The sequence below is a fragment of the Algoriphagus pacificus genome (genome assembly GCF_017254845.1).
Taxonomy (GTDB): Bacteria; Bacteroidota; Bacteroidia; order Cytophagales; family Cyclobacteriaceae; genus Algoriphagus; species Algoriphagus pacificus.
Genome location: NZ_JAFKCU010000005.1, coordinates 261,663 through 284,751, shown reverse-complemented (window position 1 = coordinate 284,751; position 23,089 = coordinate 261,663). Strand labels below are relative to the sequence as shown.

The following is a 23,089-nucleotide window of genomic DNA, read 5'->3' as shown; positions in this document are numbered from 1 at the left end:
ATTGTTATGCTGGAGAATATTTCTTGGTTGGATTTCTTTTTAGGACTAACGGGCTTCCTGATTTTGTATTACCTGGGTTTCATACTTTGGTATTATGGAAAAGAGGTTTGGGGCTATCTGCAATTTTCTAAGAACAGTGATGTTTCATCAAACGAACCGAAATTCACAGACGAAGAGTATCGATTTATTTTCGGGGAGATACATGGCTTTGCAGAGCAGATCCACCTAGAGATCCTCCCCAAAGTAAGCAACAGTCAGGAGTTTTTGACTGAAATAGAGAAGCTATTGGCAGGCTTTAAATATAGGTCTGAACCTATTTTCCAGAAAGCTTTGGTCTCCCATATTTTGGAATCAGTGGCAGGAAAGCCTTGGGGTATTTCAGAAAATGCCCTCATAGAATTCCTTGCAGGAATTAAAAACAATACCGACTAAACTTCTAAAAACTATGAAAAGAATCATCCACTGGCTCTGTATGGGCTACCTGTTTTTATTGACCAACACTTTATTTGCCCAGGACGGAAATGCCGGAATAAATGAAGCAGCCCAGAAAGTAAGAGGTTATTTCCAGTCAGGAACCAATCTGATGTATGCAATTGGGGCTATTGTCGGTCTTGTTGGAGCGGTAAAAGTATTTAACAAATGGAATAATGGGGAACCTGATACCGGGAAAGTAGCAGCGGCATGGTTTGGATCTTGCGTTTTTTTGGTTGTTGTGGCCACAGTGCTACAAAGTTTCTTCGGAGTTTAATTGCCCCGGCCATGGAATCACTGGAATTAAGGAAGAAAGGTGTCCTGCCTATAATTGATTTAGCCGGGCATTCCTATACGATTGATGTCCGTTTTGGAGAGCTACGAAATGTTGAACAGCCTTGGTTGAGTCTGAAGTTGGACCAGCTGGTTACTACAGAAGACTATCGCCATTATAAGTTCTTTTATAACATGGCAGAAAAGCAGGTTTTTCAGGCCACACACAATTTGGTGGAGATGCCAAAAAATGTGGTGTTACTGGAAATCCCCGATGAATTGGGGCTTGATCCTGTAGGAGTAGCTAGAAAGTATGGTTTAAGTGATGATTATTTTCTGAAAATATATCCGTTTCAGAGTAGGCATAAGGCACGAATAACCGCTCTGGAGGATTCGGGAATCAAGGAATTTATCCAAAAAAACAGCGAAAGAAGGCAGGCTCAAAAGACTGTTTCAAAAACACTTTAAAACGGAGTAAGAAAGAATAATTGGAAAGTTATAAGATCAACAAGGGGATTAATAAACCCATTGAATTTAAGGGGTTGAAAGGGCAATACATCGGGTATATGATAGCCGGATTGCTTTTCAATTTATTGGTTTTTGGGATGCTTTACGGAATGGGAGTGGCGATGAATTCCTGCTTACTCCTATTGGTATTCCTTTCCATTTTGGTGGCTGTCGTGGTATCAAGATTAAATGCCAGGTATGGGGAGTTTGGTCTGATGAAGAAATGGGCTGAAAAGCAGGTGCCACGGGGTATCAGAGTGTCCAACAGGAATTTGTTCAAACAATTGGCAAGGAGGGAAGAGTGGAATTAAGCAAGGTTTTTCCGATCTATAAAGTGGAAAATAATCTGATTCTTTCCCGTCAGGGGGATATTACGGCAGGTTTTAAAATCCAGCTTCCTGAAATCTATTCGCTGAGCAAAATAGGCTTCGAAAAAGTCCATTCTGCCTGGGTAAAGGTTGTCGGGCTTTTACCTGAACAGACAATTCTCCATAAGCAAGATTGGTTTGTAAACAATTTCTATAGGGGGGATTTTGGCCGTGATGGGCAATCTTTTCATGCAGTATCCAGTGAGCGTTTTTTTTCAGGAAGACCCCATTTGGAACATACCTGTCATTTATTTGTGACCAAACGGCCGTCGGGAATTCCTTTGGGAACCAGTGCAGTCTCCAATCTTTTGAGAAAGTCCTTGCTTTCCCCTGTAACTGTACAGACCAAAGAGAGAGAGGGATTTCTACATGTAATGGGGCAGTTAAAGCAAATACTGCTGGATATAGGCTTGGGTGTACAAGCTATGAGTGGAGTAGAGATTGCGGGTACTAGCCATAGGAAAGGAGTACTGGAGTCTTATTTATCATTGGGGGATTCTCTACTGCTCGAAGATGTCCAGTTTAAACCAGAATTCAGAATTGGTAGCAAGTATGTTCAGTTGTATGGCATTGGGGATGTTGATCAACTTCCAGGTACTGTAAATCCAATTGTCAGATATGAGCCTTACAGTTCGGAGAAGGAAGATTTTCCGATCGGTTTTCCTGCTCCCATTTCAGGTCTATTGTCCTGCAATCATCTTTACAATCAGTTTGTCTTTGTGGAGGATTCCAGGAAAAAGCTGAAAACGCTTGAGTCCAAAAGGAGACGCCTGGAATCTCTTTCAACCTATAGCAGAGAGAATGCGATTTCCCGGGATGCTACCGAGTCATTCTTAAACGAAGCGCTCTCACATGGTAAAAAAGCTGTAAAAGCCCATTTCAATGTGATGGTGTGGACGGATAACAGAGCCGAATTGGGGCATCTTGGAAACCTTGCTGCCAGTGCTTTTGCAAAAATGAACCTGGTTCCGAAGCTTGAAACAATGGGTGCTCCCCAACTATTCTGGGCAGGCCTCCCTGGAAATCAGGCTTCCTTTCCGGTGAATGAGTCTTTTGACACCTTCCTTGGTCAGGCTGTTAGCTTTTTTAACCTGGAAACCAATTATCGAACCTCTACCAGTCCCATTGGGATTCGGTTGGGAGAAAGGATTACGGGTTACCCGATTCATGTGGATATTTCAGATGAACCTATTAGTAATGGGCTGATCACCAACCGGAACAAATTTGTGTTGGGTCCATCCGGTTCAGGGAAATCATTTTTTACAAACCACATGATGCGTACGTATTATGAACAAGGGGCACATGTTGTCTTGGTAGATGTAGGGCATTCATACAAGGGATTATGCAATCTGGTAAATGGATATTATTTCACCTATGAAGAATCGGCTCCGATCAGCTTCAACCCATTTTTTATCAGTGACAGAAGAAGACCAGACACCGAGAAAAAGGAGAGTCTTAAAACCTTACTCTATGCACTCTGGAAAAAAGAGGATGAAACGTATAAGCGGTCAGAATATGTGGCTTTGTCCAATGCACTGAGCGGATATTTTGAATGGTTGGAGTCAGATCAAACAGTATTTCCCTGTTTTGATTCTTTTTATGAATTCCTTGACAGGGATTTTCGTGAGGTGCTTGAAAAGGATAGAATCAAGGACAGTGATTTTGATGTGGACAATTTCATGTATGTATTAAGACCTTATTACAAAGGTGGAGAATTTGATTACCTGCTGAATGCCCGGAAGAACCTCGATCTTTTAGAGCAGCGATTTATTGTATTTGAACTGGATACAATCAAGGATCATCCCATTCTTTTTCCGGTCGTCACCTTGATGATTATGGAGATTTTTATTTCCAAAATGAGGAAGTTGAAAGGAATCAGGAAAATCATCCTGATTGAGGAAGCATGGAAAGCTATTGCGAAGGAAGGAATGGCAGAATATATACGCTATCTGTTTAAAACAGTACGGAAGTTTTTTGGAGAAGCCATTGTGGTTACCCAAGAGGTGGAGGATATAGTTTCCAGTCCCATTATCAAGCAGGCAATTATCAATAATGCAGATGTGAAGATCTTATTGGATCAATCCAAATACCAGAACAAGTTTGATGAGGTCCAGTCTCTTTTGGGCTTGACTGAACAGGAAAAGTCCATTGTGCTCAGTATGAACAAGGCGAGAGAGCCTGGAAGAAATTACAAAGAAGTCTATCTCAGTCCTTATAAAAAGGTGTACCGGGTTGAAGTCAGTTTGGAGGAATATCTGACTTACACCACCGAGGAAATGGAAAAGATTAGGGTGGAGGAATATGCCAGAAAATATGGAGGGTATAAGGAAGGAATCCAGATGCTGGCCAATGAAATCAGAACAAATCAAAAAGGATGATCAGGAAAAAAATCATTGTACTCGTATTGCCTCTTTTTTTGGCCTTGACGGTTGTTCCCTTGTCCCGGGCAAAAGCTGTTCCCATAGCGGTGATTCTGGAAGTTATCGCAGCAGGGGTCAAGAAAGTAATTCAGGCCATAGACTTAAAGATCCAGCGCTTACAGAATGAAACGATCGTGTTGCAAAATGCCCAGAAGCTTCTGGAAAATAAACTGAATAGACTGAAGCTTGCGGAAATAGCCAGCTGGGATGAGCTTCAAAGAAAACAGTATGAACATCTGTTTCAGGAATTATGGAAAGTCAAATCTGTTATTTCCCAGATTCAGCGGGTAAGGGATATAGCAAAGCTCCAACAGCAAATAGTAAAGGAATACCATCAGGCTTGGACAGTCATATCAAACTCCTCTTTTCTGAGTGATTCCGAAAAGGCTGTTTCTGAGAAAGTATACCTTGAATTGCTGGAGGAATCCCTGGACAATCTTCAACATGTGACTGAAGTGATGACTTCGTTTTCGGTGCAGATGAATGATGCTGATAGGCTTAAGGCCTTGCATGAAACGGAGGGGCGTATCAGGAGTAATCTTTTGGATCTCAGAATAGTCAATCGGAAGAACTTCAAGCTGATCCATTCCAGAACAGATCTGTTTCCGAACGCTCTAAAGAAAATGTATGGACTGGAAAACTAAGGTGATTATTGGATTTGTCTGGATGCTGTGTCTTGGCTGGCAAACTGTCCGAGGGCAGACATGGGAAGAATGGACTATGCAAAAAAAATTACAGACTTCATATAAGACCAAGCACTTGTTATTCATGAAGAACTTTGAAAAGTATCTGAAAGAAGGATTTGATATTGTTTCCATAGGGCTTTCCGGAATCAAAGAGATACAAAATGAAGCCTTGATAGCTCATTCGGACTATTTCAAATCCCTGGAGGTGGTTTCCCCTGAGCTGGCGGAAAACCCAAAAGTTCAGGCTATCCATCATAATTATACCCAGGTTCATTTGGTAAATGATTGGATCAAAACCATGGTTCAAGATAGCCAAAGATTGAAAAGTGATGAAAAGGAAAGTGCTCTTCAACTTTCCGATGCCTTATTGAACACTTCCCACGCAGTTTTGGAGAACCTCGAAATGGTGCTAAAAACAGGAAGGCACCAGCTCTCTGAAAATGAAAGGCTGGAAGTGATTGATGCCTGTTTTCTTCAAATGGGATCTTTGAATTCAGAAATCAAGTCAGCTTTTAATACGCTGTTGGTTTTAGAAAAGGGTAGAAGCAATACGCTAAAGGAACAACAAATAATCAGATCATTATATGAATAAAGGCTGCTTGAAATGGACTTCCTGTTTCATTGGCGCTGGAATGGCTTTTTTCCTGTCTTTTCCTCTTAAATCACAGGATTTTGAGGCCACACAGTTGGTTCTGAATTATGAAAAACTGGTACAGATGAAACAGGTACTGAATCGGATGTATGAAGGGTATGAGGTTTTGAGTAAAGGGTATAATCAAGTCAAAAATGTTGCGGAGGGAAATTTTAAACTCCACGAAGTCTTTTTGAACAGTTTACTCCTTGTTAACCCTGAGATTAGAAATTATTACCGGGTAGGAGAGATCATCAAGTACCAACAATATCTTCTTCGGGAGTATTCGGGGACGATGAAGAAATTCAGATTGTCCGGTGGGTTGAAAAAAGAACAGCATGATTTCCTGGAAGGTATTTATAAAGAAGCGATTTCCAGGTCTTTAATGAATTTGGAGGAATTGTTCCTCGTGTTGACATCGGGTGAGTTGAGGATGTCTGATTTTGAGAGGCTGGAGGCCATTGACCGACTACATGCCGAAATGATCGGTTTATTGGTACCGATTAGAAGGCTCAACAACCAAGTCAATGGTTGGCTGAGACAGCAGCAAAGAGTTGATAGAGGATTTAAATCCATTTTGGAGCTAACGGGAAGCAATGAATAAAAGGAAAGGATTGGTAGTATTTCTGACTTTGGGATTGGTTATTAGTTTGGCTCCTGCTGTTTATGCACAGGAGATTTCCGGAAGCGTAGAAAACCTACACCAGGTTTTATCCGGACTTTACGATGAAATGATTCCTCTGGCTGATCAATTGATCTCAGTCGCAAGAGCATTGGCAGGTTTTGCTGCAATTTGGTACATAGGATTTAGAGTGTGGGGGCATATCGCGAGAGCAGAACCCATTGACTTTTATCCCTTGCTTAGACCTTTTGCGATTGGATTGGCTATCCTTATGTTTCCTCAGCTTTTAGCTTTTCTCAATGGGGTAATGCAGCCCTTGGTAGATGCAACATCAGGAATGGTGGAGGGAAGTGATCTGGCAATTGCCAAACATATTGAGGAACTGGAAAAGGGCGGAGTTGAGCCTTATGTGGGGCAAATAGATGAGCAGGTAGGACAACAGTTTCCACAGGATGCAGAGGAATTGAATGTCTTTCAGCGGATTTCTAATGAGATCTTTGCATTCAATCTGACTGCTATTTTCAATAAGCTGGTTTCAACCCTCCTACAGGTGCTGTTTTTTGCAGCTGCACTTTGTATCAATACCATCAGGACATTTCAGCTGATTGTCTTATCGATACTCGGTCCTATTGTCTTGGGCCTATCTGTTTTTGATGGATTTCATCATACACTTCCTGCCTGGTTTGCCCGATATATCAATGTTTCACTCTGGTTACCGATAGCCAATATCTTCGGTGCAATCATCTCTAAAATCCAATTGAACATGATGGTTTTGGATGGTGATTTTAGCAGTTCATTGGGTTACCTGGTATTCATGGTCATTGCCATCTTGGGCTATTTGACAGTGCCAAACGTTGCCGGGTTTATTGTACAACCAGGAGGGAGGGATGGGCTATTGAATAAGGCCACCAACATTGCCGGTGCAGGCATTACCAAAGTTGCTAAATCGATCTGAACTTAAATTCTATGTTTCAAAATCTTCAAAATATTGATACTGCTTTCCAGCATGTCAAATACCTTTCTTTTACAGTGGTTTTCCTATCTCTTTCCTTTTCCGGATACATGGGGTTCATGACTTTCCGAACCATGGAAGAGGCTCAAAACCGGATTTATATTTTGGCAGAAGGAAAAGCACTGGAAGCATTCGCTTCCGACAAGCGGGATAATATTCAAGTAGAGGCTAAAGACCATGTGAAGATGTTCCATCATTACTTTTTCACACTGAGTCCTGATGAGAAATTTATCAGAAAGCAAATCGGACAAAGTCTTTATCTGACTGATGGTTCAGCAAAAAGGGTTTATGATAATCTCAGAGAGCAGGGATATTATTCAGAGCTGGTGTCTTCAAATATCAACCAAACAGTTGACATGGACAGTGTTACTGTTTCATTGGACACGTACCCTTTTAGATTTCACTACTATGGCAAACAACATATTACAAGGTCTTCTTCCCGGGAAACCAGAAACCTGATCACTACTGGAAGATTGAGATACATTGACCGGACGGATCAGAATCCTCATGGGTTCCTGATTGAGCAATGGGAAACACTGGCCAATGAAACCCTGAAAATAGAGAAGCGATAAGGATTTCGGTTTTGGTTCCAAACTGTGGATTTTGTTTTCCACGCCACTGAACGGGGCTTATTGATAATTCCCTGCATGATAAAAGCTTCAGTTCTAATAGGGAGGTTTAGATTATCCAGTTATTTCTGGATATAAGAAATATAAAATGTGCTTCTGGATTTTGATAATATCCTTCAGAATCTAGAAATGCTATTCGATTGACACAACATCCTAAACAAATCATAACATGAAAGTAAATACTGAAAAACAGATGAAAGAGCGAAAGTTCCTGATGGTATTGCCATTGTTGACCTTCCCGTTTCTTTGCCTTGCATTTTGGGCATTGGGAGGAGGAAAAGGATCTGGTACTGAGACCGGGATAGAAGTGTCCGGGCTCAACCTGGAGTTGCCTTCACCGGATATTAATGAAACATCATTGGATAAACTGGAAAGCTACCAACAGGCTGATTTAAGAGAAAAGGAGCTTAAGGAACAATTGAGACTGGATCCTTTTGCTGATTATGACGAAAAGAGGAGTGATGCCTTCCTTTCGGATACACTGAAATCCGGGAATCTGCTGGAAACAGAAATTGCTTTGCAGGAAAAACTTGAAAGTTTTCAACAGTTGATTCAGGAATCAACTGTTGAGCCTGTCAGCCCTTCGGAAGAAATACCTGAATTTGAGCCGAAGGTAAATGCCGGAGAAATCCAGCAATTGGAAGCTTTGATGAATTCTTTGAATGCGTCTGATCAAGTAGATCCTGAAATGCAGCAGATTGATAAGATGTTGGAGAAATTATTGGATGTGCAACACCCCCAACGTGTACATGAACGAATGGAGGCCTCTGAGCTTGCCGCAAAGGAAAATGTCTATGCGGTGAGTTTAGAGCCCATCAAAACATTGCCAAAAATGCATTCCAATCCCAATGTCCAATCGGTTAATAGATTTTATGGACTGGAAGAAAAGAGGGTATTGGATGTTCCGGACATTCCACCCGGAATCCCTGCAAGAGTTACCAGGGATCAGGAGGTTGTTTCAGGAGCAACTTTGGAAATGGAGTTTAAAGAACCGGTTTACGTTGCAGGAAAGTCTTTTCCAAAAGGAACCCTTGTTACGGGAATTTGCACGCTTCAAGGAGATCGTCTTAAAATTGAGATTTCAGCTATCAGGTCTGGTAATTTTATTCTTCCGGTCAGTCTAACAGCCATGGATCTGGATGCAATAGAAGGAATCAGGGTACCAGATACAATTACCAGAGATGCCGTAAAAGAAGGGACTAGCGGAGGAATTCAATCAATGGGGCAATTGTCACTTGCTTCTTCCTGGGAAGCCCAGGCATCTATGTCAGGGATGGAAACACTGAAAGGGATTTTATCCAAAAAAGCAAGGCTTGTAAAAGTTACGGTCAAAGCAGGTCATCCACTTTTATTGGTGGATCAATCCAATCATTAATCAACTATAATCAGCTATGAAACATTTAATCATGTTGATAGTCTTTGGACTATCACTGGCAACGCATGCCCAATCAAATTTTAACGGTACCAGGCTAGAAACGTATCCGATTCAGATCGGATGGGATAAAACCACCGTGCTGGTATTTCCCCATGAAGTGGTCAGTGCGGATTTTGGTAGTCCGGCGGTGTTGTCTGAAAAGGATAAGATTGCTCCAAATGTACTGAAGCTTAAGGCTGGAGTCAGACACTTTGTACCCACCAGCATGTATGTGATTACAGCTGCGGGAAAGTTATACCCTTTTACAGTCGAGTTTACAGAAAATCCCGATGAAAGACCCATAGACATGGGGAAGCAAGAGGAGGTAGAATATGTGACAACCCGTTTGAAAGGCACAGCGATGAATGCAGCCGATGTTTCATCAGTCATCAATGAATTGACGCAACGGACTCCGGAAAAGTTGGTCTGGGGGAAAAGAAGTGGTAGGATTCGCCTGGGTTTAGGTGAAATAGTTGAGAAGGACGGGTTGCTGTTCTTTCAGCTTGTAGTGGAGAATGAGAGTTGGGTGGATTATCTGGCTCAAAAATGGCAATTCACAGTTCAGGATAAAAGACAGGCGAAACGCACCGCCATCAGGAGGGTCGAATTAGAGCCAATTTCATTCAGTCCTTTTCCTGGCGCAGAAGGGAAATCCAAGGGTGTGATAGTCTTTGCTTTTTCCAGATTCACGATAGCAGATGCAAAGGAGTTTGCCATTCAGGTTTTTGAAACCAATGGAGACCGTAACCCGATGGTCAGACTCTCAGGGAAGAAACTGCTTCAGGTTAATCCCATATTAATTTCAAACCATAACTAACCCAATCATGACAATCAAAGAAAATATATACGAGCTGCAGGACCGCCTGAAATATTCGGGGTTCGGAGAGACAATGAATAAGGAATTGGAAAAACAGATCAAAGCCAAGAAAAACGATTTTGTCCTGGACATGGGCAAAGAGGTCGGGGATAAAAAACTCGATTACAGCTTACATTTTAGAAGATCTGATGAGGGGAAGTATTATTACAATGGTTTTGATGCCAAATTGACGCTATCAGATGGAAAAGAACAGACTCATCGATTTTACCAAAACCAGGGGATTTCAGCCAAAGAGGCCTTAAACCTATTGGAGGGCAGGGCAGTGTTTAAAAGCCTGTTCAACAAAGAGGGGGAACGATATAATGCCTGGTTACAACTGGAATTGGGTAGTAAGGATGAAAAAGGGCAGCATCCGGTAACCCAATACCACCAGAATTATGGATTTAAACTGGAGAAGGCGGTAAGTGAACTTCCTTTAAGAAACATGAATTCACCGGAACAACTTGACCTGTTGCTTTACAGCTTGAAGAAAGGTAACCGCCATGAGGTGGACTTGGAAGGGAATGATTCTCGGTTTCTGCTGGAAGCCAATCCCAAATATAAGACTATGAATGTTTATGATTTATCCGGTAAGCGTATCAAATCCAGTGTCTTGAAAGAAGTGCAAGAGCAGGTTAAAGGAGAAGCCAAAAAGGATTCCCAAACGAAGAACAGATCAAAGGGAATGAAGGTGTAGGATCTCGGATAGTGTGATAGTGAGGTTTTTTATTCAAAACCCGGTGTAATAGCCGGGTTTTGTTTTGATAAAAGCCCTGAAGCTTCAGCTTATTGTTTCTTTTATGAGGTTTAAAATCTTTGATGTAGACTTTTTTTTTCTCTGTTACTGTTGTAGAGCTTCTGGAAGTGGAGAGGTTTCATCCACTGGTAATTTTTAAAATCAACGGCAGAAAAGCGCAGCGAATATAGGGGCGGTATTTTTTGACTTTTTCAAAAGGGGGACAAAAGGGACGGCATAAAGCCGCTGGCTCCGCTGCGCTTTTTATTCCGTTTCCTTTATGTCCCAGGTTTCGCCCCTGCCTTTCGTGCTTTCTTTTTTGCCGTTTTTTCTTTTAAAAAATGTTTTGCAGCATCCAGCAGATTTAAGGGCAAAGAGGAATTGAATCAAAGTTCAACTCTAAAACACAAAAATCATGGGACACAACATCCATTTCAACGAACGTACAGGAAAACATGCCTTCTTTTCAGTCAAACAAGCCGCATGGCACAAACTCGGTCAGGTGGTAACTGACTATCCAAACAGTGCAGAGGCGCTCCGTTTTGCGGGGCTGGATTATCAGGTGGTCAAATCTCCCATTTACACCAAACCGGAGGGATTACAGGTTACGGAATCCCGAGAATTAAAGGCTCTTGAAGAAATTCCGGTTCCTTCGCATTTTGTTACACTCCGCACTGATCTGAACATTCCGCTAGGAGTCGTGGGAAAGGACTATAAAATCATCCAGAATTCAGATGCTTTTGCATTTTTTGATGCTATTGTAGCAGACGGAAAAGGGATAAACTATGAAACCGCCGGAGCTTTGGGTAAGGGGGAGCGGATTTTCATTACAGCAAAGCTGTCAGAAGGGATCACCGTGGGAAAGGATGATCGCATTGACCAGTATATTTTTCTTACCACTTCACACGATGGTACAGGCAGCATAACCGCAGCATTTACCCCAGTTCGTGTGGTCTGCCAAAACACTCTGAATGCGGCCTTGGGTAAATTATCCAACGTGGTGAGAATCAGGCATACTTCAGGAGCCAAGGAAAGACTCAAGCAAGCCCACCAACTGATGGGGATTGTTTCCAGATCCGCAGAAATTGCAGAAACTACTTTTAACCGTTGGTCCAAAATCAGGATTTCTGATAAGGAGGTGAAAAAACTGATCGAACTGGCGCTTGCACCTGATACCGAAACGGCACAAAAAGTGAAATTAGGCGCATACGATGAATTAAGTACCAATTTCAAAAATCAGGCAGAACAGGCGTTCGCCTACGCCATGATGAGCGATACCCAATTGCTTCCAACTACAGAAGGCACGCTCTTCGGTGCTTATAATGCAGTGACAGGATACTTTCAGAATGTCAAAAACTACAAAACAGAGGAGGAGAAAATGAAGTCCATCCTCTTCGGAGGAACTGCTCAAACCAAAGGGCAGAAAGCATTTAATCTCTGTCAGGCTTTTTCTACTGATGGGCTGGACTGGGATGCAATTGATTTAAATAAGGTGGGTCGTATTGTATGACCCGCCGTATTTTTTCACCCCTGAAATCCATCATTTAGCCTTTCAGTAGCTTGTAAAAGTTGTTTCTGGTAAGCTTTCAAGGATTGAATCTGAAAAGACAGGTTAAGCTCCCAAAAAATAAGGTGGGTTTTTAGTTCTTATTATTTCGGTACAAAGATAGGTGCTCCGGTCGGGGACGTTCAGCAGCGTTCGGCATAAAGCCGCTGCGCTATTTATTCCGTTTCCTGCTTCCTTGCTCCCTGTGCACCTGGATACGGCATCCTAAATAAATCCTAACTTAAATGAATGCATTATGGAAGCTGTAAATCAAGTAATCAATCTTCACCAGGTAGCAGAAATTACACTGGGCTATTCTCCAAAAGTAAAATCATCCCAACGCCCAAAAGTAGGATGTTCAAGACAGGTGTATGAAGTATTGTATAATTTTTGGGATAAGGATACCCTGGAACTGGCGGAACATTTTCAGGTGATGTTGTTAAACAGGGCGAATAGGGTACTTGGAATTTGTACGATTTCAAAAGGCGGAACTGCCGGTACAGTGGTAGATGCCAAACTGGTATTTGCTACAGCGCTAAAAGGAGCTGCCCAGTCAATAGTGGTTTCACATAACCATCCGAGTGGGAATCTAATTCCTTCTGAACAGGATAAAAGAATTACCAGAAGATTGGTGGAAATAGGTAAGGTTTTGGACCTGCCAGTCCTAGATCATGTTATCGTTACTGCAGATGGATATTATTCCTTTGCTGATGAAGGGGAGCTTTAGGCTCCTTTTTAATAAAATTAAATTCCTGAAAGTAGAAAATGGGAATGAATTGAAAATAAAATCCCACCCGATACAATAATTTAAATTATTTTTCGTTTGTCTAATTATTTTTGCATACATCTTATGATGTTTTATTTTAAGAAATTAGTATTTCATTTTTAGTGTTAAAAACTTTTCGTTTTCAATACCCTATATAGGGTATTTTTTGATTTATAAATCTGTCGTTTTTTCACAGAAATTTATTCATATGCTTTCAATCAGACGACAGTTTTTAGGCTCTTTAATAGGGTTACTTCTCTTAATTCCAATTTATACAATTGCTCAAAACAACACGTTTCCCACCTCAGGAAACGTTGGGATTGGGACGACTGGGCCTAGTTCAAAGCTTCATGTCGTTGGAGAAATAAGGTCTCAAGGGAATATAAGATTACAAAGCCCAGATGGAAATGATGCTGGGAATATAGAAACCTCAGGTGAAGCGGGGTCCTATAATGGCATTAAAATCCGAGCCACAAGAGGCACAGGCTATATTTCTTTTTGGACAAACAATTCATCCACTACAGAAAAAATGAGGATTCAAAACAATGGAAATGTTGGAATTGGAACCTCAAGTCCTACCTATAAACTTCAGGTTGCTGGGAATTCAAAATGGACAGGAAATGCCTCAAGTTATACCGAAGTCAATTCAAATTCTTCGGGTCAATACATGCGGCAATATGGCAATGATGGTTTGACACAAAGCTGGTTAATCAGGGGATATTCCCATACCGACGGGGTCCAGGCATTTTTTGATAATGGAGGTATAAATGTTAATGGTACAGTAAAGGCAAGAGAAGTCAATGTGACTGCTTCGGAATGGCCTGATTATGTATTTAAGTTTGGGTATAAACTAATGCCCCTGAGCGAGCTCGAGGAATTTGTAGAAAAGAACGGTCACTTGCCCAATGTCCCTTCTGAGGCAGAAGTGTTGGAAAATGGGATTAACCTGTCTGAAATGAACGTGAAGCTTTTGGAGAAAGTGGAGGAGCTAACTCTGTATATACTTTCTCAGAGGTCTATAATTGAGAGCCAGGAAAAGCTTCTAAACACCCTTTTAAAAAGAGTGGAAAAAATTGAATCTAATAAAAACGATAAATGAGAGCAAGTTTACTTTTATGTGTTTCGCTAATGATCTCATTAGCAAATAATGTCCTAGGGCAGGCAAATAACTACCCTCCATCTGGGAATGTAGGGTTAGGTGTTAACCCAGCAAGTTATAAATTAGATATTGTTTCCACAGCAGTTTCGGGTATTGAAAAAGTCCTACGTTTAAGTGTAACAGATTCCCCAAATGATTACTTAGAGTTTTCAAATGCTACAAGTTTGGGAAATATTTTCATCCCATCAATAAAAGCGTATTACACAGGAGATAATAGGTCTGCAATATTTTTTGGAGGGGAAATAACTTCAACTAATGATAATGGTAGTTCTGCAGTTGTAGTCTTTGATGCAAGATCAAGTGGATCCTTTGTATCCAACAGGAATGTTTTTTTGTGGAGGAATTATACTAACAACCTGATGGTGTTGAGTCCCACAGGTAATTTGGGAATCGGGACTGTTGCACCTTCGGAAAAGCTATCTGTGAATGGGAAAATAAAAGCCCATGAAGTGAATATTACAACCTCAGGCTGGGCGGATTATGTGTTTAAGGCAGATTATGATTTGATGCCTTTGAATGAAGTGGAAAGATATATTTCTGAAAGAGGTCATCTACCAAATATACCTTCTGAGAGAGAAGTCATTGAAAATGGGGTCAACTTATTAGAGATGAATATAAAATTATTGGAGAAGGTAGAAGAATTGACCTTGTATGTGATAGAGTTAGAAAAGAAAATTGAGTCTAAAAAGTTTTAATATGAAGTTTAAATTTTATGTTTTTTTGGTGGTTGCTTTTCTTAATTCAAAATGGTTAATAGCCCAATCCTTTGCTCCAATAGTTGCACCGGCATCTCCCGATGCGGCTTCTTTAACAAAATACTCGGATTTCCCCAATGCAACGTATTCAGGAATCCCTGATATTTCAATTCCTTTATATGGTTATTCTGGACCGTCTTTAAATTATAATTTAGGGTTATCCTATTTTGCTCAAGGATTTAAGGTTCAAGAAGAAGCGTCAGCTATAGGATTGGGGTGGAGTTTAGATGCAACAGCAGTCATTACACGTGAACTAAGAAGTCTAGACGATTTATCCACTCAAGGTTTTTACAAGAATAATCCAGCAAATTATGATCCTGGTGAAGGTTTGGATGCTGCTCCTGATATTTTCAAGTATAATATTCTGGGCAGTTCCGGACGTTTTGTTTTAGACTATGATCCTGCTTCGCCTGGTAACTATAAAGTAGTAATTCTTAATAAAGCCCCTTTTAAAATTGAACTAATTAATTCAAATTTTAAAGTGACCGATGAATCTGGGTTAATTTTTAATTTTAACACTAAAGAGAATACTAGAAGAGAAATAAAACTCAATAGTGGTAATCCTCAAATTACAAATTATATTTCTAGTTGGTTTTTGACGAGTATGATAAGTCCAATTGGAGATCAAATTTCATTTCAATATGCTAGTAATCCAAGGAAGATAGTCAATGAGTATGTTAGTAGTACTGCTATTCAATATACAAGTGTTTCCGGTCCATATCCTTGTAATACAATTCCAAACGACCAAATTTATAATACAATAGTAAAGACTGTTACTGATCAGTTGTTGTTATCTCTGATTACTTTACCTAACGGATCAATTACTTTTCAAACTAGCACCAGAGTCGATTTAAATTATGAAGGATCAAATCTTCCTTTAAAATATTCAAAGATTATTATTAGCTCAAATGCTCTTGAATATTATAAAGAAATTGAGTTTAAACAATTTTATTTTAATAGTGGTTCAGGATCGGCTGATAAACTGTCTAAAAGATTAAAACTTCAATCTATTTATGAAAAATCAAACACTGATATTGTAAGCAGCTATGATTTTGATTATGATAATGTTAATCTCCCTGACAAAAATTCTAATTCAAAAGATTATTGGGGATTTTATAATGGGCAACCTAACACTACTATTTTCGGAAATAGGGAACCAAACCCATCTTATGCTAAAGCAAATCTTTTGAAGTCTATTCGTTATCCTACTGGGGGAAAAACTATATATACTTTTGAGTCGAATAACTATGTTAATTTTAATTCATCATTGATGGATGAAAACCCCCCAAATAGTTCTTATGGAGGAAAAATTGGTCCTGGATGCAGAATTGCAAAAATAGAAAATTTTGACCATTCTAATAATAGCCTAGGTTTTAAGGAATATAAATATTTGAATGGATATAGAATGACTGGAAGTAGATATAATCAGAATGCAAGTGATCTTGTGTATAATCCCACTTGTGGTCAACTAATAACATACAATTATACTATGAAAATGTCAGAATCGAATTTCGCCACTGGAATAGGTGCTGGGGGGTATGAAATTGGCTATGGATCAGTTTCTGAAGTATATGAAAATCAGGGTGATAATGGTAAAAAGGAGTTTGTTTTTTACAATGTCGCTGATGTTACCGCTGAAATCCCCGGTGTACCAAAGTTCATTGAAAATAAAAATGGTTACCTCCAAATACTGTTACTATTAAAAAAGAATGGAACTGGTTATAAGTCTGTGGAAGAACATTATTATAATGTAAACTTAACAAATCCCACCGTTGTAACAGCTAATGTTAACTTGCCAAATTACGTAGGATCAGGTTTTGAATCGAAAACTTTTCCCATTAATTCTAACTGGAAATATATTGATGAGGGTAAGCACTATTATTTCGATGAAAATGGAGTTCAAAAAACTATAAAACTTGAAAAATTTTATTATGATAATGCTAGTCATATGCAATTAACGCGTAAGTCTGTAGCGAAAAGTAATAATGAGACGGAATGGAGTTTTTATCAGTATCCTTTTGATTATTCTACAGGGAATACTTCTTTAACTCTATTGAAAAATAATCATATTCTAAATCTTGTTGTTGAAGAGGTAAAAGCAATAAGTAATGGTTCTACATATAGAATAATAGGGGGGACCTCTTATGAGTTTAAATCAGATGGTAAAGGGCTTAAAGATAAAATGTATCAGCTTGAAATTTCAAGCCCCATTCTTAGCTCTGCTTTTAAATTTTCAAGCAGAGCCACTGGTAGTGTTTTTCCTGCTGGTCCAGTCGGTAATTATTCCAGAGACTCGAGGTTTAAATCTAAGTTAGTTTATAATACTTATACAAATAATCGCCTTGTAAATTATATAAAGAATGGATTTGAAGTTTCAAGTTTGCACTGGGGGTATAATAATGAATATCCAATCCTTTTTGTAGCAAATGCAAATCTCTCAAATGTAGGATATACTTCTTTTGAATCAGCAAGCGACAATCTAAATTGGAGTTATTCAGAATCAAATACAATCACAGGTCCTTCTAAAACAGGAAAGAAACATTATAATTTAGGTAGTGCAGCTTTAACCAAGTCAGGTTATGGAGGAAGTAGTACCAACGTTTTTAAGCTTACTTTTTGGGCTAAGAGGACTGCATCTGGGCCAACATCTTGGAATATTCTTGGCAGTTCTGTAGCTCTTAGTGACACAGAGTGGAGACTTGTTCAAAGAGATATAACCACTAATTCATTTACTCTTAGTGGCAGTGGAGTGTTGATAGATGAGCTCAGGCTTCATCCTAAAGGCTCTAGCTTTAATACCTATACATACCAGCCATTATTGGGAGTCCTAAGTTATACTGATAGCAAGAATAAAACTTTTTATTATGAGTATGATAGTTGGGGTAGATTGATATCTGTCAAAGATGACCTGGGCTATTTAATAGATGTTGTGGAATACGAGTATATGTTTGGCAATTAAAAAAAAATAATATGAGAATAATTTTAAGTGTTTTTTGGTTGATACTTTTTTCTACAAATATATCTTTTTCTCAAAAACTTGATGAAAGGTTTATTGGAGATTGGAAGGTAAGTAATGATGATCAATTTCTTTCAATGGAAGATAAATATTCAAATTTTGATAAAGAACAGTCTTTGTCTTCCAATAAGTTTAAAAGGCTTCAGGCATCTATGAGTTCAAGAGAGTATTCTTTTTTTATTGATGGAAAAGTAAGTGTTGGATGGAAGTATGAAAAAGACAATTTTTTTGAGGAGGGAAAATGGAGTCTTGATGATAAATATAAGCTTCATTTGATTACGCATGATACCCATCTAACATACTCATTTACTTTCATAGGTAAGAATCGCTTATTAATGGTTCCCGAAGGGCAGGAGAAAGGGCAGATAAAAAAGTTTGAATTGATTAAACAATAATTTTTACCATGAAAGACTTTATATGTTTTTTGGGACTTATGGCTATCATTTGTTCAAAATCCTTTGGACAAGGCGTAACAGATGTTGTTATCCAAGGGCCAACTCAAGCCAATGTGGGAGAAACAGTTCAATTTGAAGTTTGGTATTATAGTAACGGTAATCAAATTTCCCCCCCTTCAAGTGGGGGGTATTTCTGGGAAAATAGTGGAATGTCTAATTCAACTAGTTCTATGAATTCTCTTATTGGGCAGTTTACCCAGGCAGGCAATTATATTGTAGGATATGAATATTCAAATGCGGGAAATTATTATTTCGATTCTTTTTCTATTTCAATTGTTGGGGATTATTGTTCTAATGTTACAGCATCCGCACCTGATGGGAGTAGGTTAGGGACAGGAAGTGTCCTCTTAAGCGCAGACCCTGCACCTGCAGGCTTTAGTTACGTTTGGTATGACACAAACCAAACTACACTTGTGTATACTAGTAAGGATTTTCCGACTCCTACTCTTTCAAACACTAAAACGTATTATTTAGGTTATAAACATACGGCGACAAATTGTATTTCAGCTTTAGTTCCAGTTAAAGCCCAAATTAATGATTATAATTCGGTAAAGAAATATTCGGCGAGAACTGCCACTTCAAATAAAAATTCAATAATAACAGGTGGTCCAAGTATATCTTACAAAACATTCAATTATTCAGATGGAATAGGTAGACCAATTCAAACTGTATTGAAGCAACAGACAGTGAATGGTAAAGATCTTATTTATCCAATGGATTACGATCAGTTTGGTAGACAGGTTTTAGAGTTCCTTCCCTATTATGAAGGTTCAGGGACACAGGATGGTCGATTCAGAACTAATGGCATAGCTATGCATGCTAGCCAGACAAATGCGATTTATGGAGATACTTTTGGCTATTCGGAGAAGCAATTTGAGCCAACACCTCTTAATAATATTGACAAACAAGCTGCTCCTGGAAATTCTTGGAAAATGGGCTCAGGAAAAGAACTAAAGTTTTTTAGAAGACCAAATACAACCAACGATCAGGTAAGGATATTTACAATTGACACAAATGGACTTCCTATTACTTCCTCGGCCTATGCTGAAAATTCATTATGGACTACTATAGTTGATGATGAAGACAATAAACGAACAATACAGTATCTTGATAAACAAGGGAGGATAGTATTGAAAAAAGTCCAGAATACTGCTTTATCTGGTGCTGATGGTCATAATGGTTGGTTATGCACCTATTATGTTTATGATGATTTAGGACAACTTAGAGTCGTGATACCCCCTAAGGCAGTCGAGATCTTGATAACAGCTAATTGGTCATCAGCAACAAGTACAAATGCTAATCTAGCAAATGAACAATATTTTAGATATACCTATGATATAAAGGGAAGATTGGTTGAAAAATATATTCCCGGAAAAGGGTTGGAATCTATGCTATATGATAACCAGGATAGGCTGGTAGGTTTTCAGGATGCAAATATGGCTCCCGTCTCAGGAAACAAAGAATGGCTTTACAATAAATACGATGGGTTAGGGCGGATTGTTCTTACAGGGAAGATTATAGAAAATTCTAATAGGGTAACTCTTCAGGGTATTATTAATAACCTCTCAGGAAATAATGCAGAGGTAAAGCAAAATACGGCAAAGATAAAAACTGGCACTACCATCTCCTCTTCGAAATATGATGGTTACCAAGAATATGTAGCTTCAAGCTCAATTACTCTCCAGAATGGATTTAATATAAAAGCAACAAGTAACCAGAGTTTTACTGCGAGAATCGGAACACTTCCAGCCTCAGGAGAGACAGGAGCTTGGCCAATGGAAGAAGGAGAAATATTGACTGTAAATTATTACGATTCTTATAATTTTTTACCTGGGATGGATTTCCAAAATCCAGGTTCACCGTTTGTACCAGTGGCTAGCACTAAAGTTCACGGACTTTTGACTGGGAAAAAAGTAAAAAATTTAGAAACAGGTGAGTTTTACGCAACTGCTATTTATTACGATGATCAAGAGAGAGTTATTCAAACATTATCGCAGCACCAACGTGGGGCGACAATTCGTTCTTCCACAGCCTATAATTTTGAAGGTTTGCCTACACGAAATCTTACGACGAATTCCTTATCATCTAATTATACTGTTCTTCGTATCTATGCCTATAATGTAGCTGGATTGTTGGAATCGATTACCCACACTTTAGGAAATGGATCATCCAAGACTCTAGCACAATATACTTATGATGATTTAGGGAGACCAAAGCAAAAAACGTTTCCATTTGTGGCCTCAAATGCAAATCAAACCTTTTCTTTCAATATAAGGGATTGGATTAAAGATATAGGTACTGACTATAACGGCATTTTTACACAATCGATAGGTTACAATAGTACCACTATAAACAACGGGAACATTGCCCAGGTATCTTGGGTTGGTGGTCAAAATACCACCACAAGAACTTATACCTATAGTTATGATAATGCAAATAGAATCAAAGCTGCTGCATATACTGGTGCCAGTGGTGAAAATTACAGTTTAAGTTCTATTGGCTATGATGGAAACGGGAATATACTTACCATGAAAAGGAATAATCAAAGGACAAGCTCTACTTGGGGAGAGGTTGATAATTTGACTTATTCTTATTTTTCAAATAGCAACAGACTTTCACAGGTAAGCGATGGTATTACTAATTTGGGCTATCTGTCCAATGATTTTAAAGAGCAGAGTGCAACTGTTTATGGATATGATTTAAATGGAAATCTAAAAAGTAATCTGGACAAAAAGATCAGTTTAATTACATATAATCATTTAAATCTTCCAGAAGAGATCAGTTTAACTACAGGGGGGAAAGTAAAATTTACTTATGATGCAGAAGGAAGCAAGCTGACTCAGAAAGTTTATAATAGTAGCGGAACTCTAACAAAGACCCAGGATTATTTGGGAGAGGTGGTGCTTTTAGATGGTGCATTGGACTACATAAATCACGAAGAGGGCAGAATAGTGGCCGAAAACAGCGAACTTTGGAGTGAGTTCTTTGTAAAAGACCACTTAGGAAATGTACGTCAAGTGCTTCGGAGTCCGGTGAGCCAGAGCTATATTGCGACAATGGAGTCCGGTCGCTTAGCATCGGAGGAGATGGAATTTTCGATGGTATCAGAATCCAGACAAACTGAACCGGCACATAATGTAACTAAAGACGGAAATCAAGTTGCTTGGCTGAATGCAAAAAGGGGAAGAATGGTAGGACCCGGAAGAACTCAGGAAATCTATGCAGGGGACAGTCTGAAACTTCAAGTATATGGAAAATATCTTGAAGTCAAAAAGCAGAAAAGTAAAGCTGCCAGCTTTATGGCAGCCGGGGGAAAGGAAAGGCTTTTGGCTGACTTAAACGAACTTACATTAAATAATCAGCGGGCAGGCGGAGCAAACCCGATAGCTTTACTGAATCTTGTAGATATCCTTGCAAAGGATATACAGAAGAAAGAAGTTCCTGAAGCATATTTAATGTATGCGCTGTACGATCAGGACAGTAATCGATATGAAGTAGGCAAGAAAGTTCTGAGCAAAAACGCATCAAACCAGCATGAGATCCTGGAAGAAGAGATGTATATTTCCAAAGATGGGTATTTGGAAACTTTTGTTGTGAATGAAACCTCAATGGATGTCTGGTTTGACAATATGATGGTGATGAGTATAAGTCCGGCTGTAGTTCAGGAAACACATTATGACCCATGGGGAGTAGAACTTAAAGGGTTGGGCTTTCAATATGCTAGCATCAAAACAAACAAGTACCTATTTAACGGCAAAGAACTGATTGAGGATAATAATCTTCAGTATTATGATTATGGGGCACGGATGTATGATCCAACTATTGGTAGATGGGGCGTGGTAGATCCAATGGCAGAGCATCCAAATCAGCTAGGAATGTCTCCCTATTCAGCTATGTGGAACAATCCAATAATATTTACGGATCCTGATGGAAAATGTCCTGATTGTCCCGATCCTTCCACTGCGAAGGAAGGAGATACAGCAAATCCGCATGGGGAGAGGGAATATACATTTAGCGACGGAAAATGGACAGCTGAAGGTGGCACATTGGATGAATTTGTCTTTACGCCAGAAAAGGATGATCCTGAAAGTTCATCTGGAGCAAGTAGCAAGTTATTGACTATTGGTGGTATTGTTTCAACCTTGGCAGGGACCGCAACGGAAGAGACTAAAGGACTTTTAAGAGAAGTTTTAAACAATTTCAATTCATTACAAAAAGAGTCAGAAGTCTACGATCTTGGACTAAATTATTCAGATGAAATTTCTAGGAGCGCAAAAGTACTTAGAAATCTCTCTAGGATTGGCACTGGTATGACCTATGTTGGAGGATTGATGGCAATTGGACAATTTGCCAATTCGGATAAAAGTTACGGGGATTATACAAAATTGGGGATGAATTCTTTAATATTTGGCTTAACAGTTACGCCAGAGCCTATATCAACTGGTATCGGAATAGGATTAGGTTTACTTGAGGCAGGTAATCAATTCCAACAATTATATGATTATGCAGATAAAATTGAGAATAGAGGCTTTATCGTTGTCCCAATTCCAATAACTGGAGGAAATACAATTATTAAGATTAAATAATATGAACCTATATGAAAAATTGTATATGTGTATATACAAAGTTTTAATTAGAATGGGGAATTATGATATTGTTTTTAAAACTGCAATGCTTTTTTCTTTCTTATTGATGTTGAACATTTTTACAATATTATTTTATTTTTTGCCGTTGAACGATTTAGGATGGTCAACTCAATATTGGTCT

At 39.1% G+C, this 23,089-nt stretch carries 20 protein-coding genes; all 20 read left to right on the top strand.

Annotated features, from left to right (window positions below):
* The first annotated feature begins 6 nt into the window (after window positions 1-6).
* The 20 genes from J0A69_RS18710 to J0A69_RS18615 all read left to right on the top strand — a co-directional run bounded on the left by J0A69_RS18710 (window position 7) and on the right by J0A69_RS18615 (window position 22,908).
* Complete coding sequence (locus J0A69_RS18710) at window positions 7-432, top strand: hypothetical protein (RefSeq protein WP_206588150.1); 426 nt, start codon at window positions 7-9, stop codon at window positions 430-432.
* A gap of 13 nt (window positions 433-445) precedes the next feature.
* A complete protein-coding gene (locus J0A69_RS18705) occupies window positions 446-748 on the top strand; it encodes a DUF4134 domain-containing protein (RefSeq protein WP_205639951.1) in 303 nt (100 codons plus the stop codon).
* An 11-nt stretch (window positions 749-759) separates the two neighbouring features.
* Window positions 760-1,212: a hypothetical protein gene (locus J0A69_RS18700; RefSeq protein ID WP_206588149.1), complete on the top strand. Its 453-nt coding sequence runs from the start codon at window positions 760-762 to the stop codon at window positions 1,210-1,212.
* A 20-nt stretch (window positions 1,213-1,232) separates the two neighbouring features.
* Complete coding sequence (locus tag J0A69_RS18695) at window positions 1,233-1,562, top strand: DUF4133 domain-containing protein (RefSeq protein WP_206588148.1); 330 nt, start codon at window positions 1,233-1,235, stop codon at window positions 1,560-1,562.
* Complete coding sequence (locus J0A69_RS18690) at window positions 1,553-3,997, top strand: TraG family conjugative transposon ATPase (RefSeq protein WP_206588147.1); 2,445 nt, start codon at window positions 1,553-1,555, stop codon at window positions 3,995-3,997. The genes J0A69_RS18695 and J0A69_RS18690 overlap by 10 nt, the downstream gene beginning before the upstream one ends.
* Window positions 3,994-4,683, top strand: coding sequence for a conjugal transfer protein TraI (locus tag J0A69_RS18685; protein ID WP_206588146.1), 690 nt, complete (start codon window positions 3,994-3,996; stop codon window positions 4,681-4,683). Before J0A69_RS18690 ends, J0A69_RS18685 begins: the two co-directional genes overlap by 4 nt.
* On the top strand, window positions 4,667-5,317 hold the full coding sequence (locus J0A69_RS18680; protein WP_206588145.1) for a hypothetical protein: 651 nt from the start codon (window positions 4,667-4,669) through the stop codon (window positions 5,315-5,317). Before J0A69_RS18685 ends, J0A69_RS18680 begins: the two co-directional genes overlap by 17 nt.
* Complete coding sequence (locus J0A69_RS18675) at window positions 5,310-5,960, top strand: TerB family tellurite resistance protein (protein WP_206588144.1); 651 nt, start codon at window positions 5,310-5,312, stop codon at window positions 5,958-5,960. Before J0A69_RS18680 ends, J0A69_RS18675 begins: the two co-directional genes overlap by 8 nt.
* A complete protein-coding gene (gene traJ, locus J0A69_RS18670; RefSeq protein ID WP_206588143.1) occupies window positions 5,953-6,933 on the top strand; it encodes a conjugative transposon protein TraJ in 981 nt (326 codons plus the stop codon). The genes J0A69_RS18675 and traJ overlap by 8 nt, the downstream gene beginning before the upstream one ends.
* 11 nt (window positions 6,934-6,944) lie before the next feature.
* A complete protein-coding gene (traK, locus tag J0A69_RS18665) occupies window positions 6,945-7,562 on the top strand; it encodes a conjugative transposon protein TraK (protein WP_206588142.1) in 618 nt (205 codons plus the stop codon).
* Between the two features lie 226 nt (window positions 7,563-7,788).
* Entirely contained in the window at window positions 7,789-8,994 is a 1,206-nt protein-coding gene (gene traM / locus J0A69_RS18660) for a conjugative transposon protein TraM (RefSeq protein WP_206588141.1), read from the top strand.
* A gap of 16 nt (window positions 8,995-9,010) precedes the next feature.
* Window positions 9,011-9,850 (top strand): DUF4138 domain-containing protein, encoded by an 840-nt coding sequence (locus J0A69_RS18655; RefSeq protein ID WP_206588140.1) that lies wholly within the window; start codon window positions 9,011-9,013, stop codon window positions 9,848-9,850.
* A gap of 7 nt (window positions 9,851-9,857) precedes the next feature.
* Entirely contained in the window at window positions 9,858-10,586 is a 729-nt protein-coding gene (locus J0A69_RS18650; RefSeq protein ID WP_206588139.1) for a hypothetical protein, read from the top strand.
* 454 nt (window positions 10,587-11,040) lie between these two features.
* Window positions 11,041-12,135, top strand: coding sequence for a DUF932 domain-containing protein (locus J0A69_RS18645; protein ID WP_206588138.1), 1,095 nt, complete (start codon window positions 11,041-11,043; stop codon window positions 12,133-12,135).
* Between the two features lie 292 nt (window positions 12,136-12,427).
* Window positions 12,428-12,898 carry a JAB domain-containing protein gene (locus tag J0A69_RS18640; RefSeq protein ID WP_206588137.1) on the top strand — a complete coding sequence of 157 codons (471 nt, stop codon included), beginning with the start codon at window positions 12,428-12,430 and terminating at the stop codon, window positions 12,896-12,898.
* Window positions 12,899-13,145: 247 nt separating this feature from the next.
* Entirely contained in the window at window positions 13,146-14,036 is an 891-nt protein-coding gene (locus J0A69_RS18635) for a hypothetical protein (protein WP_206588136.1), read from the top strand.
* A gap of 29 nt (window positions 14,037-14,065) precedes the next feature.
* Window positions 14,066-14,791: a hypothetical protein gene (locus J0A69_RS18630; RefSeq protein ID WP_206588135.1), complete on the top strand. Its 726-nt coding sequence runs from the start codon at window positions 14,066-14,068 to the stop codon at window positions 14,789-14,791.
* 1 nt (window position 14,792) lies between these two features.
* Window positions 14,793-17,810 carry a hypothetical protein gene (locus J0A69_RS18625; protein WP_206588134.1) on the top strand — a complete coding sequence of 1,006 codons (3,018 nt, stop codon included), beginning with the start codon at window positions 14,793-14,795 and terminating at the stop codon, window positions 17,808-17,810.
* A gap of 11 nt (window positions 17,811-17,821) precedes the next feature.
* The gene (locus J0A69_RS18620; protein ID WP_206588133.1) at window positions 17,822-18,262 is read left to right on the top strand and encodes a hypothetical protein; all 441 of its coding nucleotides are present in this window, start codon (window positions 17,822-17,824) and stop codon (window positions 18,260-18,262) included.
* Between the two features lie 8 nt (window positions 18,263-18,270).
* Complete coding sequence (locus J0A69_RS18615; protein ID WP_206588132.1) at window positions 18,271-22,908, top strand: DUF6443 domain-containing protein; 4,638 nt, start codon at window positions 18,271-18,273, stop codon at window positions 22,906-22,908.
* The last annotated feature ends 181 nt before the right edge of the window (window positions 22,909-23,089 follow it).

What these genes read in the sequence shown, in the direction of transcription:
- J0A69_RS18710 (WP_206588150.1), top strand. Translation starts at nt 7, where the DNA reads ATGCTGGAGAATATTTCTTGGTTGGATTTCTTTTTAGGACTAACGGGC.
- J0A69_RS18705 (WP_205639951.1), top strand. Translation starts at nt 446, where the DNA reads ATGAAAAGAATCATCCACTGGCTCTGTATGGGCTACCTGTTTTTATTG.
- J0A69_RS18700 (WP_206588149.1), top strand. Translation starts at nt 760, where the DNA reads ATGGAATCACTGGAATTAAGGAAGAAAGGTGTCCTGCCTATAATTGAT.
- J0A69_RS18685 (WP_206588146.1), top strand. Translation starts at nt 3,994, where the DNA reads ATGATCAGGAAAAAAATCATTGTACTCGTATTGCCTCTTTTTTTGGCC.
- J0A69_RS18680 (WP_206588145.1), top strand. Translation starts at nt 4,667, where the DNA reads ATGGACTGGAAAACTAAGGTGATTATTGGATTTGTCTGGATGCTGTGT.
- J0A69_RS18675 (WP_206588144.1), top strand. Translation starts at nt 5,310, where the DNA reads ATGAATAAAGGCTGCTTGAAATGGACTTCCTGTTTCATTGGCGCTGGA.
- traJ (WP_206588143.1), top strand. Translation starts at nt 5,953, where the DNA reads ATGAATAAAAGGAAAGGATTGGTAGTATTTCTGACTTTGGGATTGGTT.
- traK (WP_206588142.1), top strand. Translation starts at nt 6,945, where the DNA reads ATGTTTCAAAATCTTCAAAATATTGATACTGCTTTCCAGCATGTCAAA.
- traM (WP_206588141.1), top strand. Translation starts at nt 7,789, where the DNA reads ATGAAAGTAAATACTGAAAAACAGATGAAAGAGCGAAAGTTCCTGATG.
- J0A69_RS18655 (WP_206588140.1), top strand. Translation starts at nt 9,011, where the DNA reads ATGAAACATTTAATCATGTTGATAGTCTTTGGACTATCACTGGCAACG.
- J0A69_RS18650 (WP_206588139.1), top strand. Translation starts at nt 9,858, where the DNA reads ATGACAATCAAAGAAAATATATACGAGCTGCAGGACCGCCTGAAATAT.
- J0A69_RS18645 (WP_206588138.1), top strand. Translation starts at nt 11,041, where the DNA reads ATGGGACACAACATCCATTTCAACGAACGTACAGGAAAACATGCCTTC.
- J0A69_RS18640 (WP_206588137.1), top strand. Translation starts at nt 12,428, where the DNA reads ATGGAAGCTGTAAATCAAGTAATCAATCTTCACCAGGTAGCAGAAATT.
- J0A69_RS18635 (WP_206588136.1), top strand. Translation starts at nt 13,146, where the DNA reads ATGCTTTCAATCAGACGACAGTTTTTAGGCTCTTTAATAGGGTTACTT.
- J0A69_RS18630 (WP_206588135.1), top strand. Translation starts at nt 14,066, where the DNA reads ATGATCTCATTAGCAAATAATGTCCTAGGGCAGGCAAATAACTACCCT.
- J0A69_RS18625 (WP_206588134.1), top strand. Translation starts at nt 14,793, where the DNA reads ATGAAGTTTAAATTTTATGTTTTTTTGGTGGTTGCTTTTCTTAATTCA.
- J0A69_RS18620 (WP_206588133.1), top strand. Translation starts at nt 17,822, where the DNA reads ATGAGAATAATTTTAAGTGTTTTTTGGTTGATACTTTTTTCTACAAAT.
- J0A69_RS18615 (WP_206588132.1), top strand. Translation starts at nt 18,271, where the DNA reads ATGAAAGACTTTATATGTTTTTTGGGACTTATGGCTATCATTTGTTCA.